Here is a 16,381-nt window from a genome sequence, read left to right as displayed (position 1 = left end):
CGATAAGCAAGCAAGTAAAAAAAAGGGAATGTACCTCATTAAATTAGAAAACGCTATAGCTGAGATCAGTTATGAGATTAGCTTGTCAGCTTTTGCACGTTTGAAACACTCTTTTTTGGACTACCCACTTTTATGAAGCGCCGTCGAGTCCTTTTTGTCGATCATGCCGCCGTTTTGGGCGGAGCTGAGTTGAGCCTGCTGGATCTGGCCACTGCCTACCGGGACACCAGCGAAGTACTACTGTTTGCCGATGGCCCGTTCCGGGAACGGCTCGAAGCTGCACAGGTGAAGGTCAAGGTCATACCTGCACCCCAAGCCATCTTATCCGTAAGGAGTTCAGGGGGACTCAGCGCCGCTCTCAAGGCATTACCTCCCCTGTGGTGGATGGCTTGTCGAATAGCAGCAGTTGGACGTGAGTTTGAGCTAGTACACGCCAACTCCCAAAAAGCTTTCATTGCTGCTGCGATCGCAACATTGATGGGCGGTCCTCCCGTGGTTTGGCACCTGCGAGATATTGTGACCGCACCACACTTTAGCTCCCTCAATCGTGCCATAGCCGTTTTCCTAGCTAATCGTCTAGCATCTCAAGTATTGGTCAATTCTCGTGCTACTGGTCAAGCCTTTATCGCTGCTGGGGGACGTAAAGACCTAGTAACACTGGTTTACGGCGGTATTGGTTCAGACCCCTTCGATAATCTGGCATCGGATCAATCAGCTCAAATCCGTGACCAGCTCGGCATTGGTGATGCTCCACTTGTTGGTGTATTCAGTCGGCTATCTTACTGGAAAGGTCAGCATATTCTACTAGAAGCCTTACAGGAACTCCCCAATGTACACGCGCTGTTGGTTGGTGAAGCCCTATTTGGTGAAGCAGAATACGCCTCACGGCTCGAAGCTATGGCTGCGGCACCAGAACTTGCTGGTCGTGTTCACATGCTGGGATTTCGCAATGACGTGCCAGCATTGATGTCTGCTTGTAATATTGTAGTCCATACCTCTACTGAACCGGAACCCTTTGGTCGGGTGATTGTGGAGGGTCAGTTGGCAAAACGACCCGTAGTTGCTGCTGCGGCTGGTGGTGCAGTGGAATTGATTCAGGATGGCGAGACTGGTCACTTGGTATCGCCAGGAGATTCAGTAGCACTGGCGAAGGTGATTGGTGAATTGCTCAGTGATCCAAGGGCTGCAGATAGGCTAGCCAAAGATGGTTATATCCATGCTAAGTCTACTTTTTCCCTGGAATCCCTGTTGATGACCTTTGACCAAGCTCTGAACAAGGTATAGCGCTGTGTGTGGGGCCCGGGCGCGGGGAGTGTGGGGAGTGTGGGACCCGGGCGCGGGGAGTGTGGGGCCCGGGCGCGGGGAGATGGGAAAGATTGTTATAGCGTTCCTGATACTGATGAGGTACATTCAATACCCAATTGAAAACGCTATAAGCGCTAGAAATAAGAAGCAAACTTGGCAAAAAAAGCTGGTATTTCGTTCTTTTTTTGGGGAAGACTCAGATCAGAGCAATCCTGATCACGATCTCATCGTCAACAGCCGATTGCTACCAATACCATGATTTCAGCCAAACTGAAATCTAGCTCAAGGTTGAAGAGCAATTGTTTTTTTCAAAGTCATGACGATGACCATCAAACCCCTCAACCGTTTGGTTTCCAAGGTTTCCTTAGGAACTGTCCTGATTGTTCCTTTTGTATTGCAGATCTTCACAGCGGTTGGATTAGTAGGATATCTCTCCTTTAGAAATGGCGAGAAAGCGGTTAATAAACTTGCACTCCAGTTACAGAGCGAAATCACTAACCGCGTCCAAGAGCATCTGAATAATTACTTAGAGTACCCTTATATTATTGTTCAAAGTAATATCAATGCTTGGCAGCTCCAACAATTAAGTTTTAACAATCTTGCTGTCTTGGAACGTCACCTCTGGAAACAAGTCAAACTATTTGAGTCTGTTCGTTCCATTTATATTGCAGGCAATCCGGAAAAGCTAGAATATGCCTTTGCCAGACGGGAACCAGATGGAAAATTCGTTGTTAAGGACTTCGGAGATTTTCCGATGCGCAATACCTATGCTTTAGACGACCAAGGTCAGCGGACTCAGTTGTTGGTCTCCAAACCCTTCTATCCGCGCAAAAGGCCCTGGTATATCAGTGCGGTAGAGTCACCATTACCCAGATGGAGCAAAATTTACAACTTTTCTGATGATGGTAAACTCGGAATCACTTTGTCTGCCCCTGTTCAAGACGAGACAGGAAATTTTCGTGGTGTTATAGCTGTTGATCTTATTCTTAGCCTGATTAGTGATTTCCTGCGGGGACTCACCATCAGTCCTTCTGGTCAAGTTTTTCTTTTAGAACCGTCAGGAGAGTTAATTGCTAGTTCAACATCTGAACAACCATTTGTACTCAGCCATCAAGACAATCCACCTAAACGATTGAAGGCCACAGACAGTCAAAACCCATTAACCCAAATTACAGCACAGTATTTGCTTGAAAACCTTGGCAATCTTTCCAAAATTGAAGCAGCACAGCAGTTTAACTTTAAGCTTGATGGAGAACGTCAATTTGTCCAAATTACTCCTCTGAATAACCAGCGCGGTTTGGATTGGCTAGTGGTAGTTGTCATCCCAGAGTCAGATTTTATGGCGGAAATTAACGCCAATACCAGGCTCTCCATACTGTTGTGTATTTACGCTCTAATTATAGCAACAATCATTGGCATTTTTACAGCACGGTGGGTAATAAAACCGATTTTACATCTCAATAGGGCTGCTAAAGACATTGCTAAAGGGAAATGGAATAAAACTTTAACTATTAAGCGCTCCGATGAAGTCGGGGAATTGAGTGAATCCTTTAACCAAATGGCACGGCAACTTAAAGAATCCTTTGAAACCTTAGAGCAACGGGTGGAAGCACGCACGGCGGAAATCGCAGAGGCGAAAGACAAAGCAGAAGTTGCCAACCAGGCTAAAAGCGAATTTCTCTCGAATATGAGTCATGAATTGCGCACCCCCCTCAACGGCATTCTTGGCTATGCTCAAATTCTTAAGCGAGAACATAATCTCAGTTTCCGCCAAACTGATGGTTTAGAAATTATCCACAAAAGCGGGATTCATTTGTTGACCCTAATCAACGACATCTTAGACCTATCCAAAATCGAAGCCCGTAAAATGGAACTCTACCCCGATGATATCCATTTTGCTAACTTCCTCGACAGTGTTGTGGGAGTGATAAAAATGCGGGCGTTGGAGAAAGATATTTTGTTCAAATACCAAACTGAATCTAACTTACCTATTGGAATTATAGCTGATGAAAAACGACTTCGACAAGTATTACTAAACTTGTTAGGAAACGCCATTAAATTTACCGAGCAAGGTCAAGTAACCTTGGGGGTGAGGGTTAAGGAGTATCAAGTTAATACTTCTACTATTTGTTTTGATATTATTGACACTGGGGTAGGTATGAATCCCCAGCAGTTACATAAAATATTCCTACCTTTTGAACAAGTGGGTGATACTCAACGCCGCTCTGAGGGCACAGGTTTAGGATTAGCTATCACTAAACAATTAGTAGAATTGATGGGTGGTGAACTCAAGGTCACCAGTGAATTGGGTAAAGGGTCAAAATTCTGGTTTGAAGTTAGTTTTAATCTGGCAGCGATCAGTGGGGAAACTAAAGCTGAAATACCAGATAAAATTATAGGATATCGAGGTAAAAAACGTAGGCTATTGGTGGTAGATGACAAACTCGAAAACCGCTTAGTTCTTGAGAATATGCTTGCACCCTTGGGATTTGAGGTGGTCACTGGTGAAGATGGTGAGCAGGAAGTTGACTTGGCTCAACAAATCCAACCGGATCTGATTTTGAGCGATTTAGTTATGCCGGTTAAAAGTGGGTTTGAAGCCATTAAGGAAATTCGCCAAATCCCAGAGATTAGGGAAGTGCCAATTATTGCTATCTCTGCTAGTGTACTGGATATGGATCAGAAAAAGAGTCAAATTGCTGGTTGTGATGCCTTTTTGTCCAAACCCGTAGATGAACCAAAGTTATTGAGCTTGTTAGGAAAGTATTTACATCTGGAGTGGGTTTACGAACAGAATGATCAGGTTTCAAAGATAAACCCTGAAAACGGTTCAGTGGAGCCAACTGAACTAGTGATTCCGCCACTAGAAGAGATGGAAGTGCTGTATGAGTTGGCGATGTTGGGCAGTATGAAAAAAATTCGGGAGCGAGCTATCTACCTGGAAGAACTGGATCACAAATATATGGCTTTTGCTAACAACCTCAAAGAGTTAGCCCAAGGGTTTCAAGAAGATAAGATTCTTGCCTTAGTGGAACAATATTTGTAATATCTAGCAGGGAACAGGGAAAGAGAACGAGGTGTTGTAAGTGTTTCAAGTGTGTTAAGTGTGTTAAGTGTTGTAAGTTTTTTAAGTGTGGGGAGATGGGGAGTCAGATCAGCAACTGTTGTGCTTGCCACTGGGCTTTGAAGGTGCGGACATAAGCCTGAGCACACAGCTTCTCCAACGGAAATTCCCCTTAAATAGGTACTAACTAGCTTGTCAGTACCTATTTAATAGGTACAGTACCTATTTCTTCCGCCAACGGGCATCTGGCCCTCGCCCAAGGCATTCGAGCCGCCCAGCTTTCCTTTCCTGGCGCAAGATACGACGAATCAGATCAATTCCTACAGTAGGACATTGATCCTGTAAATGCTTGATCGAAAAATCTCCAACTATATTGTTAATGGCATCTAGCACCATCGCTGTTTTAGCGCCTTTGGTTGAGGTTACTAACCCAACCCGTTGCTCAAAATCCCGGTACGCTGATAGCACCAACACTCCCAGAAAATACTCCCACCAAGGTAACAAACTATGCTGTCCCTGATGCCAGCTTTGGGAGGACTGTTGACACTCCCCGTCCTAGAAGAACGGGGATTCTTGGATCTACGACTCGTCTTGCTATCCCTTGCCGGAACCAGGAAAAGTAGAGGACAAATCTCCCCGAGCGTTTAGATCATGGATCCAGGTTTCGGTGTGCCCCACCGTACCTTTTTATATGGATAGACAGATACTTTTTCTTATCTAATTTTTCATAGACGTTATAGTCGTTAGACCAAATTACGCAATACGTATCTAATACATATTTTTTACGTTGTCTACTTATGATTAGATCATACCTATCTAAAGAAAAGTTTATTAATTATACTCTTATTATAGCACACAAAAGGAAAAGCAGTCCTAGAAGGATGGGGCGCGATTACCCAAAGTTTTTGGTAAAGTGTATCGTAGTAGCTTTCCTTTGTCCGTTCTACAATGCGTTCCAAACTAATAAACCGCCCCACCTCGTAACCAGCTTTGTATAGTAACAGTAGTGTCAGCAGCCGAGCCATCCGTCCATTGCCATCACTAAAAGGGTGGATGCACAGAAAATCTAAGACGTAGGTGGGGATGAGCAGTAAGGGTTCGATTTGCTCAGACTGCCAGAGGCGATTGAATTGTTCATGCAAGCGTTCCATCGCGGATGGTGTAGCATAAGCCGCAAGTGGTTGAAACCTCACAACCTTTGTACCATCTGGGTAAGTTTGGCTGATTTGATTATCTACCGACTTCCAGCGCCCACCCTCACCAACAGAAAACTGATAAAGGTCACGATGCAGCTGTAACACCACCCCTGGAGTGAAAGGGATGTTAGCATAGCTGCTGTGGATGGTACTAAGTACATCTCGATAGCCAGCAATTTCTTGTTCGGAGCGATCGCTTTTAGCGGAAGCGAAGCTTCATCGCGGGGCGTAGTTTTTTCCGCTACCAGTTCCTTGATGCGTTCCAGGGGCACTGTAATGCCTTCTATGCGGTTGGAGGACTCCGTACTCTGAATAATCGCCGCCTGACGTAGTGTTTGCAAAACTTGGGGTGACTGTTCTTTGAACAGTTCTTGCTTGCCTTTGTACTCACCAATCAGCCGGATAGTACGCAGTAGATTTTGAGTAATCAGCTGGCGCTCAATAAAACCTGGTTCAAACGACTGCATGGGTAATTCCTATCAACCCAACCTCAGTATACTAGACTTGGCGGCAGTTGTAGGGAACAGGGAACTTCGGAGCAGCGGATCACCTGAACAAGAATTGAGACAAACACTATCAGAACAATACTTTTGTAAGAGGTCTACTATAATTGTTGCGTTAGTGGAAAACTATCTGTAATATCAACTTCGATTAATGTCTTCCCAAATAGTCCCTGGATTTTTGGTAATAGGTAATGGCTAATGGCTAATGGTCGTAAGATTACTGATTACTGATTACTGATTCCCGAGTCCCAATTACTGATTCCCGAGTCCCGATTCCCGGAAAATCCTAGGTTACATCCCTTTTATGGAAAGGAGATCAGTACTCTTGATTTATGTAATTTCCCGGTTAAACTCTCCAGGCGATAAGCACTATACTTGCCTTTAAGTGAAGGTTCGTAAAAAGAGAAACGAAGGAAAAAGTGAGACTGGTAATGGGGAGATGGGGAGTTTTCCTACTCTCCCCTTATTTGATTTTCCTTGTCCCAAAACACTTATCAGGCTAACACTATGCTGGCTAGGGTTTGGAGTGGTTCAATTATCGGCATTGATGCTGTAAAAGTAGGGGTTGAAGTAGATGTGTCTGGTGGCTTACCGGGAATTGTAGTCGTTGGTTTACCGGATACCGCTGTCCAAGAGTCTAGAGAACGGGTGAAAGCAGCACTGAAAAATGCTGGTTTTGCCTTTCCGATACGCAAGATTGTGATTAACCTGACCCCGGCTGACTTACGGAAAGAAGGTCCTAGTTTTGATTTACCAATCAGTGTCGGGATTTTAGCGGCATCGGAACAGTTAAATCCTCAGTTATTGGGAGACCACCTATTTCTCGGAGAAGTGTCTCTTGATGGCAGTTTGCGACCTGTGGCTGGTGTACTTCCAATTGCTGCGGCAGCAAAGCAAATGGGAATTAGTGGCTTAGTGGTTCCTGCTGACAATGCTACAGAAGCTGCAGTGGTGAATGGCATCACTGTGTATGGATTTGAGCACCTATCCGATGTTGCTGATTTCCTTGACCAGCCAAACCGCTATTCACCGGTAGAGATTGATAGCGTGGGGGAGTTGCAAGTAACCCAGTCTACTGCACCGGATTTAAAGGATGTTAAAGGTCAGGCTCATGGGCGTCGAGCTTTAGAAATTGCTGCGGCTGGGGGACATAATTTAATCTTTGTCGGTCCTCCTGGCAGTGGTAAAACCATGTTGGCGCGACGATTACCGGGAATTTTGCCACCGTTGAGTTTTGCTGAAGCTTTGGAGGTCACTCAAATTTATTCTGTTGCTGGCTTATTGAAAAATCGCGGCAAACTGATCTGCGATCGCCCTTTTCGCAGTCCCCATCATTCCGCCTCTGGTCCGTCTCTTGTCGGTGGTGGTAGTTTTCCGAAACCGGGGGAAATTTCCTTAGCCCACCGGGGAGTTCTATTTTTAGACGAGTTGACAGAATTCAAGCGCAATGTGTTAGAGTTCTTACGCCAACCTTTGGAAGACGGACAAGTCACTATTTCCCGCACCCGCCAATCGGTACAGTTTCCTGCTCAGTTTACCTTAGTGGCTAGTACCAATCCCTGTCCCTGTGGATACTTTGGTGACCCAATTCAACCCTGCAGCTGTTCCCCTCGCCAACGGGAACAATATTGGTCGAAGCTATCAGGACCATTAATGGATCGCATTGATTTACAAGTAGCTGTCAATCGGCTTAAACCTGAAGAAATCACTAGACAGTCTACAGGAGAAGAATCAGCACCGGTGCGAGAACGAGTCCAAGTCGCACGCGATCGCACTCGTGACCGCTTCCAAACTGAACCGACTCTTCATTGCAATGCTCAGATGCAAAGCCATCATCTACGTCGATTCTGTAAATTAGATGATACTTCCCGTAATGTATTAGAAAGCGCTATTCGCAAACTTGGTCTTTCTGCTAGAGGCACCGACCGTATTCTCAAAGTTGCCCGTACCATTGCCGACCTGAGTGGTAATGATGACCTTAAAACTGAACATGTTGCTGAAGCCATTCAATATCGTACTATTGATCGCATGCAATAAGATGCAATTAGGGGCAATTAATGGGTTAATCGATCTAACAGATGGGAATATAGCTGGTAGGGTGGGCAAAAATAGTTTGGTTATGCGTGACTATTCTAGATAATATTACTTTGCCCACCCTACTTTAATTGGTATTTTTTTTACACGCTATTGATCCCATGCAATAGGATGCAATCAGGGGCAATTGATGGGTTAACGGATCGGTTAACAGATGGGAATATAGCTTGTAGGGTGGGCAAAAACAGTTTGGTTCAAATGAGTATTCTAGATAATATTACTTTGCCCACCCTACTTTAATTGGTATTTTTTTTACACTCACGGATGGGAATATGGGGAGTAGTAGCCAAGACGAGTTGAAGGCATGAAGCAAGTCAAAGCAGTTTTATGTGGATATTACGGCAAGGGCAACGGTGGCGATGAAGCATTGTTAGCGTCACTGCTGCAAATGCTACCAAAGTCAGTGAAGCCGATAGTCCTTTCCGGTAACCCTAGTCAAACTCGTCAGCGCTATGGAGTGGAAAGTTGCGATCGCATGTCTACCCTACCAGTGCTCAAAGCTATGCGCCTTTCCGAACTATTCATCTGGGGGGGTGGTAGTTTAATCCAAGATGTGACTAGTGCCGCTAGCCCTCTCTACTACTGTGGTTTAATGGGATTAGCCCAAAGGATGGGTCTGAAAACCATTGCTTGGGCCCAGGGGGTTGGTCCAATTAAGCGTCGGCTGATTGGTTGGCTAGCCCAGCGGTCCTTCACCGGATGTACAGCAGTCAGTGTCAGGGATTATGGCTCAGCGACACTCCTAGCAGATTGGGAAATTCCCTTTATTATGGCTCCGGATCCAGTTTGGGCATTAGACTCCAAACCTGTACCAGGATTGTGGGATTTACCAGCACCAAGAGTAGCAGTTACTTTGCGATCGCATTCTACCCTAACTCCCAAACGCCTGAATAATCTGACCCATGCCTTAGTGGATTTTCAGAAAGCCACACAAACCTGTATTTTATTAGTCCCTTTCCAAGCTTCCCGAGATTTGGCCATTGCCCAATCTATTGCGTCTCAGTTAACGGGTCCCCATCAGATCTTTTCTATAGAAGACCCTAGAGAATTGAAAGGATTATTTCGGGGGGTGGAAATGGCGATTGGGATGCGCTACCACAGTTTGATTATGGCAGCAGCGGAAGAATGTCGATGTTTTGCCCTCAGTTATGACCCCAAAGTTAACTACTTGATGGAGCAACTGGATTTACCTGGATGGGATGTTGCTAGTTTACCAGATGACCCCAATGTGATTAGTAAAACCTGGCTAGAACACTATGCTAATGGTGAAGCATTGACTAAAGATCAAATTCAGTCATTGGTAGACCGGGCAAGGATGCATCAGGATGTGCTGATGGAAGTTTGTTAATTGTTAATTTTTACTTTAGCAAAGGGAACAGGGAGTAGGGAGTAGGGAGTAGGGAATATGGCATCAAAAATTATCACATTTGATTTAGGAGCCCTATTGTTAATTGTTAATTTTGACTTTTTACTTTTGTAAGCATTCAGCAGTCAGCTCTCAGCGGTCATCTGACTGCTGAATGCTTACTTTTAAGTTAGGATTAACCGCTATAGCAATACCATTAATGGCGACGGGGATTGCTCTGATACTAAAGCCATTTTGTCTGGCCTGGTAACTTTCTTTATCTGTGATGTACCGAGAGGATTGAGCAAAATATAACTGCCCGTTTAATAACATTTTTATTCCAGTAACAGAGCCTGGTAGTTCAGTTTCATTTTCCTCGTATTTCAATTTTAATTTTGGCTGCATCCTTTGAATCGGTTGGTCTACCTCTTTGCGCTTACCCTGACTCAAGCCAGCTAATTGGCGTCTGCTGATCACAGCTACTGTGACCACTAAAGATGAAAATCTGGTAGCCTGGTTCTTGCCAAAGTGCTTCCGATAGTTCTTCTTTGGTAGGCTGAAGTAATAACTTAACCTCTGCTCCTTTTTTTTCTAAATTTTTAACTATCTTGATATCGTTTTCGGTTTGGATGTCGTCACTCCTTCCCACAACCAGCAAAATTCGGACTTTCCAATATTTTTGAATGGTAATAATTGTCTGAGCTTGCTTACCATAAAGCCTTAAAGCTATTTCAGAGTCTGAGTAGTAGTTTTTCAACAAATCCCACTCTTGCCAAGGGATACGACCTAATTGAATAAACTTCTCCTCGGGAAAATCAAGGATGATGTACATTTCTTCTTTTTTAGCACCCTGCCATCGGCTTCCTACTTCGATTAATTTATCCCGGATCGGCTGCCATTGGCTACTGCCAAAGTTGAGCCATTCATTTACCCAGGCTATCACTTCCCTAGCCTGGCTCTGAACATCGGAAGAAACAATCACATTTTTGAGTTCGAGGCGTACACCCTCTAAACTACGATAGCCGGACAGCCATTGATTGAATGATGATTGCAAATCTGGTGGTTGGGGCGGTAAAAAACCTCTCAGGTCTTCTGGTTGATTAGATATGATCAATGTGATATCGAATTCCTGGTCATGACTTTTCGATAGTCTGATTTTTATTTTTGTCATTTTTGTCTCTTGACAACTCTACTACCTTACCTCTAGGTAGGTGGATATGATTTCTAAAAACCTATCCTTATGAACCCGTGACCATAATACTTTTAATTAATAGTTTAAGTATTGTGAAATCAATCATGTGGCCAATATGACTTGTTTGGTTTATATATAGAGTGGAAATAGCGAAACTTTAACCAGGAGTCATCTATATATAAACGCTTACTTTTGCATACTTTTGTAATCCGAAAAATCGGCGTGCGATCGCATAAGACAAAATTGACTGAATTTAGTCAATAAGCGCCAAATTGGCTTAATCGATTTGGCACTCTTAAGTCTTAAAAGTAAATAAGATTAATCAATACTTAAGCATTCAGCAGTCAGCCGTCAGCAGTCAGCTTATTTTATTCAAAAGCACCTCAAGTAGCACCATCTGTAGCGCATAAACACCTCAAGTAGCGTCGCCTACGGCCAATGGCTGATAGCTGATACGCGACACGCTGATAGCTAATAGCTGATAGCTAATAGCTGACATCAATACTAGCCTCAGGAACGCTACCTAGAGTTATTTGGTAATGGGCTAGGGTTTATAAACGAGTTGTGAACATCCAGAAACCCAAAATAATAGTTATTGTTGGCATCCTGCCTCCGTGATAGTTCACAACCTATTTATAATAGCTATAGGTAATGGGTAATAACCTATGAACTGAGGGATAGCATAAAAACGGTAATTATAACATAAATTATAGGGATTAGACTAATGGTATTAGGTCTTAGGTATAAGCAAAGCAGTTGACAGCCTCCGTGTTTGAGCCGGGGCTAGCAAACGATAGTCTTAATCCTATTGCCTAAAACCTAGAGGCTATAACCTAAATTAGAATAACCATGGCAGACAACCCGATTATCTCCACAGCCAAACAGAGCCAAGGCTTTTCCCTAACTATCTATAATCAAAACTTCGCCGTAGTCCGGGAGCAGCGCCAGCTTTCTCTGAAGCAGGGTACAAACTTAGTACGCTACGAGGATGTGGCAGCACAAATCGACCCGACTTCAATTAGTTTCAAATCCGTGACTGCACCTAATAGTGTGATGGTGCGTGAACAAAACTACCAGTATGATTTACTTAATCCAATAACCATCTTGAATAAATCAGTTGGCAAGACTATCCGCTTCAGACGAGTCAACCCAGATGGACAGATAGAGATACTCGAAGGTAAGCTGCTGAATCCTCCTGAAGTGACGGTGGCTAGCCAAAATTCCTATCGAGGTAGCAATCAGTCACAGAAACTAGCTATTCGTTTGCCTAATGGGAACGTTGTGCTTAATCCCTCTGGTGAAATGGAGCTGAATGAAATGCCAGAGGGATTAGTCTCTCGTCCTTCTCTGGTCTGGAAACTTGAGGTAAGTGAAGCAGGAGACCATGCTACGGAAGTTTCCTATATTGCTAATGCCATTACCTGGAAAGCTGATTATGTAGCAGTTGTTAGTGACGATGAGAGCAAGGTAGATATCACCGGCTGGGTAACGTTGGACAATCGCAGCGGTGCTACCTATGAAAACAGTCAGTTGCAGTTAATCGCTGGGGATGTTCGTCGGGTGGAAGAATATGAACAAGCACAAGTGATGATGTTAAAATCTGTCAAGGCACGATCTGCCCAGCCTCAGTTTGAAGAAGAAACGTTTTTTGAGTATCATCTCTACACCTTGGATGGCACAACTACTGTACAAAATAATGAAACCAAACAGATGACATTACTTTCTGCAGCAGAGGTACAGGTAAACCGTAAACTGATATTTGATAGTAGCAAACAGTGGTATTATAGTCGTATAAATCCTCCAGGGCAAGGAGAGGACAGCCACCAGGATAAAGTTAATGTTATCCTAGAGTTGGCTAATACTAAAACTAATAATATGGGGATGCCTTTGCCTAAGGGAAAGGTAAGAGTTTATAAAGCTGATCGGCGCGGTAACTTACAGTTTTTAGGTGAAGACTTAATTGATCATACACCAAGGGATGAGGTGGTCGGTTTATATATTGGTGACTCCTTTGATGTAGTAGGCGATCGCAAACGCACGGCTCACAAACAAATCTCTAACAGGGTGACAGAAGACAGCGTTGAGATTTCCATCCGCAATCGCAAAGAAGACCAAGCACAAGTATGGGTTGTGGAACGATTTAGTGGTGACTGGAAAATTTTAAAAACCAGCCATAGTTACAATCAACTAGATGCAAAAACAGTAGAGTTTCCGATTAGTATCAACCCCGGTGAAGAAGTTAAAATAACCTATAGCGTGATGATCAAATACTAGTGCCCCTCGCACTATATTATTTCAAAGGTTGGTGGGCATTGCTCAGGTGAATTCGGGCAGGGTTGGGAGTTGGTTTCAAGCAATGCCCACCCTACCAAATGCGATCTGCGCTTGGTGGGCATTGCTTATGTGAATTCGGGCAGGTAGGGGAGATGGGAAACAGGCAATGCCCACCCTACCAAATGCTGCTAATGTATGTCATTGAAGGATTGGAAGTTTGAAATAACCAATGCCCACCCTACTAAATGCTTCTATAACTATAGCAATAAAAAAAATCGGTCAAGCTCTGGTTAACTCCAATGCTTGACCGAATTCTATGGTATAAGCTTCCAATACAGCTGAGCTGCACTCAAATCTAGATAACTCTTGATCAATTAGTAGATTCTGATCGAGTTAGCTATCAGCTATCAGCTATCAGCTATCAGTTATCAGTTATCAGCCAAAGGCTTGTGGCCAAGGCTGACCGCTGACCGCTGACCGCTGACCGCACCTCAAGTAGCGTGCGCGTAGCGCATATGCTGACCACAAAACAACTTTCACTATTCATTGTCGCCAGGGCGTAAAACCCTGGCAAATTCCTATCCTAGTCTACGTAGAAATATCGAATCAAAAAGGTCATAACCTCTCCAGGCTTTCCGGTAGGCTCCGGATTGCTCCACTCGTCGGGATAGGCGTATTTAAGGGAATAAATGGCATAAATTGTCTTCTTAACCTCCTCAGGAGAACCGATCAATATGTGCTTGACTTTCTTAGATTTGCGACTTGGGTTTTCAGAGTTCGGATTAATGTTTTTGCTCATTGGAAACTATACCTTGAAACTGGGTATATTATTAATATATTAACAAATTAATTACTTGTCAAGGGGTTTAGGAATTTTTTTTATTACGAAATATGGAGAAAATTTGGTAAGAGTTAGCAGTGTGGTAGAAGGGATAATAAGGAAGATAAAATATATTTTATTTGTCTACATTTTTGATATAATTAATCATAATTAATCATAATTAATCATAATTAATCATAATTAATCATAATTAATCGTAGGGTGGGCAGTGCCTATGAAAAATTGTCAACCTTTAGAGAGATTGACTAGGCACTGCCCACCGACAGGTAATCATAATTAATCGTAGGGCTGGCAATGCCCACCCGACAAAATGCTTACGCACTACCAAATGCGATCGCACTATCTTCTATCTGTGGTTGGTGGGCATTGCTTTGGTGAATTCGGGCAGGTAGGGGAGTGGGAAACAGGCAATGCCCACCCGACAAAATGCGATCGCACTATCTTCTATCTGTGGTTGGTGGGCATTGCTTTGGTTAATTCGGGCAGGTAGCGGAGTGGGAAACAGGCAATGGCCACCCGACAAAATGCGATCGCACTATCTTCTATCTGTGGTTGGTGGGCATTGCTTTGGTTAATTCGGGCAGGTAGCGGAGTGGGAAACAGGCAATGCCCACCCGACAAAATGCGATCGCACTATCTTCTATCTGTGGTTGGTGGGCATTGCTTTGGTTAATTCGGGCAGGTAGCGGAGTGGGAAACAGGCAATGCCCACCCTACAAAATGTGTACGCACTGCTTCCAACCCAGTTTGGAGTGGCGACAAGACAACTTAAAAGCACCAGGAATACTTATTAATGCTGATGTAGAAGATCGATGGAAGATGTTACTGAGGAAAACTTTGGTTTTCGAGCTACTTTAGTTGTTGGTTTTCGGATTAATCCCAATCAAGATTATGAAGGGGGCTTGCGTACTCTGATCCGAGCAACCATAACTTTGCTACAGCAGACTGTCGGAGAAGCTGTTTTGCTATTTAATTATGAAACGGTTGTATTGCAGCGCTTGGGAGATAAATTAATCTTAAATCAAGAGATGCTGGAGCCTAGTATTATTTCTGAAATAGACCAGTTTAAATTAACCTATGAGTTGCAGGTGTTCCCTTGTTCTGCCTGATTTATAGCAATTCTCAGAGTCATGAGGACAAAACTTATCCTTTTAAGGCAGAAGGCAGAAGGCAGAAGGCAGAAGTAAGAAGGTCTTAAGGTAATAAGCGCCCATGAATACTGTACCTCATAGGTATGAGAAACGCTATAGATTAACTGTGGGTAGCTTGACTTTTTGGTGGGCATTGCTTTGGTGAATTCGGGCAGGTAGGGGAGTGGGAAACTGGCAATGCCCACCCTACAAAATGCGATCGCACTTAAGCATTTCCTACCTCAAACCGTTCCCAGCCACTGCCTTGATAACCAAAGGTGAACAGGTCTGGATGCAAAATTTCCGCTATCATTTCTACTGAATCTACTAGTCTTGGTCCTGGACGATTGAAATACGCATTACCATCAGTAACAAAAACCTTACGCTGGCGTACCGCTTGCAAACTTGACCACTGCGAATGTTGAGCCATCTGTTGGGTTTCTTGTGTTGTGCGTTCCAAATCAAAGCCGCAAGGCATTACAATAATTACGTCTGGATCAGCTTTTACTAGAGCATCCCATTCCAGATAAGGGGAATGTTTACCTAAAGCTCCAAACACAGGATTACCACCTGCAATTGTTACTAATTCAGGAATCCAGTTACCAGCAGCCATGAGAGGATCAGTCCACTCTATGCAAGCAACAGTAGGGCGGTGATTTTCCGAGATTTCCTGTGTCTTTTGCCTACAGGTTTCGACGCGAGACTGTAATTGCTTCAGTAAAGATTGTGACTCTACTCCCAAGATGGTAGCAACTCGCTCAAGATCTGCCCAAACTTCAGCTAGCAAGTTTGGCTGCAAGGAAATTATCTGAGGCTGGCTATTAGTAAGGTTAGCAACTGCTTTCTCGACCACATCGAAGTTGACAGCACAGACATCACATTGATCTTGAGTAACAATGTGGGTTGGTTGCAATTGTTCTAAAACATCAGTTTTTACTTGGTAAATACTCAAGGCACGTTTTACCAGATTGTTTATATCATCATCAATCTCGGCACTAGGTTTGTCGCTATTGATTTGAGCCTCGGTGCAGACAGGTCGATTTTTGATGGTTGCGGGATAGTCGCATTCGTGGGATCGCCCCACAATGGCATCAGTTAATCCTAAAGCTGCCACAATTTCCGTGGCACTGGGGAGCAGAGTAACAATTCTCAGGTTTTGTGAAAGCATAGTTTAGACCTTGATAAATTCAGTGCGATCGCATCTCTTGTAGGGTGCGTTAATGAAATGTAACGCACCATCTATAGCATGAAATGTAACAAACCATCTATTTGCATTGTTCAAAACAAACGATTTAATAGTACAATTAATTGCCAAAAAAAACAAGTCCTTACGCCGATCTTGTAGATTGGCTTGAGGGAATAAAATCCAACCAACTAATTCCGAATTCTGTTATATTGAATTATAACAATGTCAATTGATTTACTGATTAACGAAAA

The 16,381-nt window shown here is 43.7% G+C and carries 17 protein-coding genes; 9 read left to right on the top strand and 8 right to left on the bottom strand.

Features of this window, described 5'->3' with window-relative positions:
* Positions 1–132 precede the first annotated feature (132 nt).
* The 3 genes from F6K64_RS17025 (at position 133) to F6K64_RS17015 (ending at position 4,351) form a co-directional block, all read left to right on the top strand.
* Entirely contained in the window at positions 133–1,284 is a 1,152-nt protein-coding gene (locus tag F6K64_RS17025) for a glycosyltransferase family 4 protein (protein ID WP_008181789.1), read from the top strand.
* 115 nt (positions 1,285–1,399) lie between these two features.
* Positions 1,400–1,564 (top strand): hypothetical protein, encoded by a 165-nt coding sequence (locus tag F6K64_RS17020; protein WP_207554316.1) that lies wholly within the window; start codon positions 1,400–1,402, stop codon positions 1,562–1,564.
* 63 nt (positions 1,565–1,627) lie between these two features.
* Entirely contained in the window at positions 1,628–4,351 is a 2,724-nt protein-coding gene (locus F6K64_RS17015; RefSeq protein WP_008181787.1) for a hybrid sensor histidine kinase/response regulator, read from the top strand.
* 240 nt (positions 4,352–4,591) lie between these two features.
* Here the strand turns inward: F6K64_RS17015 and F6K64_RS17010 are convergent, their stop codons facing one another.
* From F6K64_RS17010 to F6K64_RS17000, 3 genes are all read right to left on the bottom strand, one after another.
* On the bottom strand, positions 4,592–4,873 hold the full coding sequence (locus tag F6K64_RS17010) for a hypothetical protein (RefSeq protein ID WP_008181786.1): 282 nt from the start codon (positions 4,871–4,873) through the stop codon (positions 4,592–4,594).
* 308 nt (positions 4,874–5,181) lie between these two features.
* A complete protein-coding gene (locus F6K64_RS17005; protein WP_202799176.1) occupies positions 5,182–5,670 on the bottom strand; it encodes a Fic family protein in 489 nt (162 codons plus the stop codon).
* Positions 5,604–6,032: a hypothetical protein gene (locus F6K64_RS17000; protein ID WP_008181783.1), complete on the bottom strand. Its 429-nt coding sequence runs from the start codon at positions 6,030–6,032 to the stop codon at positions 5,604–5,606. The genes F6K64_RS17005 and F6K64_RS17000 overlap by 67 nt, the downstream gene beginning before the upstream one ends.
* A 543-nt stretch (positions 6,033–6,575) precedes the next feature.
* Between F6K64_RS17000 and F6K64_RS16995 the strand changes: the two genes are divergently transcribed.
* Both F6K64_RS16995 and csaB read left to right on the top strand, forming a co-directional pair.
* The gene (locus tag F6K64_RS16995) at positions 6,576–8,105 is read left to right on the top strand and encodes a YifB family Mg chelatase-like AAA ATPase (protein WP_008181781.1); all 1,530 of its coding nucleotides are present in this window, start codon (positions 6,576–6,578) and stop codon (positions 8,103–8,105) included.
* A gap of 361 nt (positions 8,106–8,466) precedes the next feature.
* Positions 8,467–9,510 (top strand): polysaccharide pyruvyl transferase CsaB, encoded by a 1,044-nt coding sequence (csaB, locus tag F6K64_RS16990; protein ID WP_008181779.1) that lies wholly within the window; start codon positions 8,467–8,469, stop codon positions 9,508–9,510.
* A 150-nt stretch (positions 9,511–9,660) separates the two neighbouring features.
* Here the strand turns inward: csaB and F6K64_RS16985 are convergent, their stop codons facing one another.
* Both F6K64_RS16985 and F6K64_RS16980 read right to left on the bottom strand, forming a co-directional pair.
* Entirely contained in the window at positions 9,661–9,984 is a 324-nt protein-coding gene (locus tag F6K64_RS16985) for a substrate-binding domain-containing protein (RefSeq protein ID WP_207554315.1), read from the bottom strand.
* Positions 9,944–10,678 carry a hypothetical protein gene (locus F6K64_RS16980; protein ID WP_008181775.1) on the bottom strand — a complete coding sequence of 245 codons (735 nt, stop codon included), beginning with the start codon at positions 10,676–10,678 and terminating at the stop codon, positions 9,944–9,946. Before F6K64_RS16980 ends, F6K64_RS16985 begins: the two co-directional genes overlap by 41 nt.
* An 870-nt stretch (positions 10,679–11,548) precedes the next feature.
* Here F6K64_RS16980 and F6K64_RS16975 point away from each other — a divergent pair.
* Complete coding sequence (locus F6K64_RS16975) at positions 11,549–12,973, top strand: DUF4139 domain-containing protein (RefSeq protein ID WP_008181773.1); 1,425 nt, start codon at positions 11,549–11,551, stop codon at positions 12,971–12,973.
* Positions 12,974–13,394: 421 nt separating this feature from the next.
* On the opposite strand, the gene F6K64_RS16970 is transcribed toward F6K64_RS16975, so the two are convergent.
* The gene (locus tag F6K64_RS16970) at positions 13,395–13,520 is read right to left on the bottom strand and encodes a hypothetical protein (RefSeq protein ID WP_267872005.1); all 126 of its coding nucleotides are present in this window, start codon (positions 13,518–13,520) and stop codon (positions 13,395–13,397) included.
* Positions 13,521–13,556: 36 nt separating this feature from the next.
* On the bottom strand, positions 13,557–13,772 hold the full coding sequence (locus F6K64_RS16965; RefSeq protein WP_008181771.1) for a hypothetical protein: 216 nt from the start codon (positions 13,770–13,772) through the stop codon (positions 13,557–13,559).
* 352 nt (positions 13,773–14,124) lie between these two features.
* Between F6K64_RS16965 and F6K64_RS16960 the strand changes: the two genes are divergently transcribed.
* The 3 genes from F6K64_RS16960 (at position 14,125) to F6K64_RS16950 (ending at position 14,923) form a co-directional block, all read left to right on the top strand.
* A complete protein-coding gene (locus F6K64_RS16960; RefSeq protein WP_131827158.1) occupies positions 14,125–14,304 on the top strand; it encodes a hypothetical protein in 180 nt (59 codons plus the stop codon).
* Between the two features lie 18 nt (positions 14,305–14,322).
* Positions 14,323–14,487: a hypothetical protein gene (locus F6K64_RS16955; RefSeq protein WP_154659727.1), complete on the top strand. Its 165-nt coding sequence runs from the start codon at positions 14,323–14,325 to the stop codon at positions 14,485–14,487.
* Between the two features lie 139 nt (positions 14,488–14,626).
* Positions 14,627–14,923, top strand: coding sequence for a SitI3 family protein (locus tag F6K64_RS16950; RefSeq protein WP_008181769.1), 297 nt, complete (start codon positions 14,627–14,629; stop codon positions 14,921–14,923).
* Positions 14,924–15,170: 247 nt separating this feature from the next.
* Here F6K64_RS16950 and F6K64_RS16945 read toward each other — a convergent pair whose 3' ends face one another.
* Positions 15,171–16,112, bottom strand: coding sequence for a cobalamin-binding protein (locus F6K64_RS16945; RefSeq protein ID WP_008181767.1), 942 nt, complete (start codon positions 16,110–16,112; stop codon positions 15,171–15,173).
* Positions 16,113–16,381: the final 269 nt, after the last annotated feature.

It is taken from the genome of Moorena sp. SIO3A2 (assembly GCF_010672265.1).
Classification (GTDB): Bacteria; Cyanobacteriota; Cyanobacteriia; order Cyanobacteriales; family Coleofasciculaceae; genus Moorena; species Moorena producens.
This window is presented reverse-complemented; position numbering and strand designations above follow the sequence as displayed.

Bases quoted from the DNA above. Each gene is read 5' to 3' on its own strand.
- F6K64_RS17025 (WP_008181789.1), top strand. From the start codon at position 133: ATGAAGCGCCGTCGAGTCCTTTTTGTCGATCATGCCGCCGTTTTGGGC.
- F6K64_RS17020 (WP_207554316.1), top strand. From the start codon at position 1,400: ATGAGGTACATTCAATACCCAATTGAAAACGCTATAAGCGCTAGAAAT.
- F6K64_RS17015 (WP_008181787.1), top strand. From the start codon at position 1,628: ATGACCATCAAACCCCTCAACCGTTTGGTTTCCAAGGTTTCCTTAGGA.
- F6K64_RS17000 (WP_008181783.1), bottom strand. From the start codon at position 6,032: ATGCAGTCGTTTGAACCAGGTTTTATTGAGCGCCAGCTGATTACTCAA.
- F6K64_RS16995 (WP_008181781.1), top strand. From the start codon at position 6,576: ATGCTGGCTAGGGTTTGGAGTGGTTCAATTATCGGCATTGATGCTGTA.
- csaB (WP_008181779.1), top strand. From the start codon at position 8,467: ATGAAGCAAGTCAAAGCAGTTTTATGTGGATATTACGGCAAGGGCAAC.
- F6K64_RS16980 (WP_008181775.1), bottom strand. From the start codon at position 10,678: ATGACAAAAATAAAAATCAGACTATCGAAAAGTCATGACCAGGAATTC.
- F6K64_RS16975 (WP_008181773.1), top strand. From the start codon at position 11,549: ATGGCAGACAACCCGATTATCTCCACAGCCAAACAGAGCCAAGGCTTT.
- F6K64_RS16970 (WP_267872005.1), bottom strand. From the start codon at position 13,520: ATGAATAGTGAAAGTTGTTTTGTGGTCAGCATATGCGCTACGCGCACG.
- F6K64_RS16965 (WP_008181771.1), bottom strand. From the start codon at position 13,772: ATGAGCAAAAACATTAATCCGAACTCTGAAAACCCAAGTCGCAAATCT.
- F6K64_RS16960 (WP_131827158.1), top strand. From the start codon at position 14,125: ATGCTTACGCACTACCAAATGCGATCGCACTATCTTCTATCTGTGGTT.
- F6K64_RS16955 (WP_154659727.1), top strand. From the start codon at position 14,323: ATGGCCACCCGACAAAATGCGATCGCACTATCTTCTATCTGTGGTTGG.
- F6K64_RS16950 (WP_008181769.1), top strand. From the start codon at position 14,627: ATGGAAGATGTTACTGAGGAAAACTTTGGTTTTCGAGCTACTTTAGTT.
- F6K64_RS16945 (WP_008181767.1), bottom strand. From the start codon at position 16,112: ATGCTTTCACAAAACCTGAGAATTGTTACTCTGCTCCCCAGTGCCACG.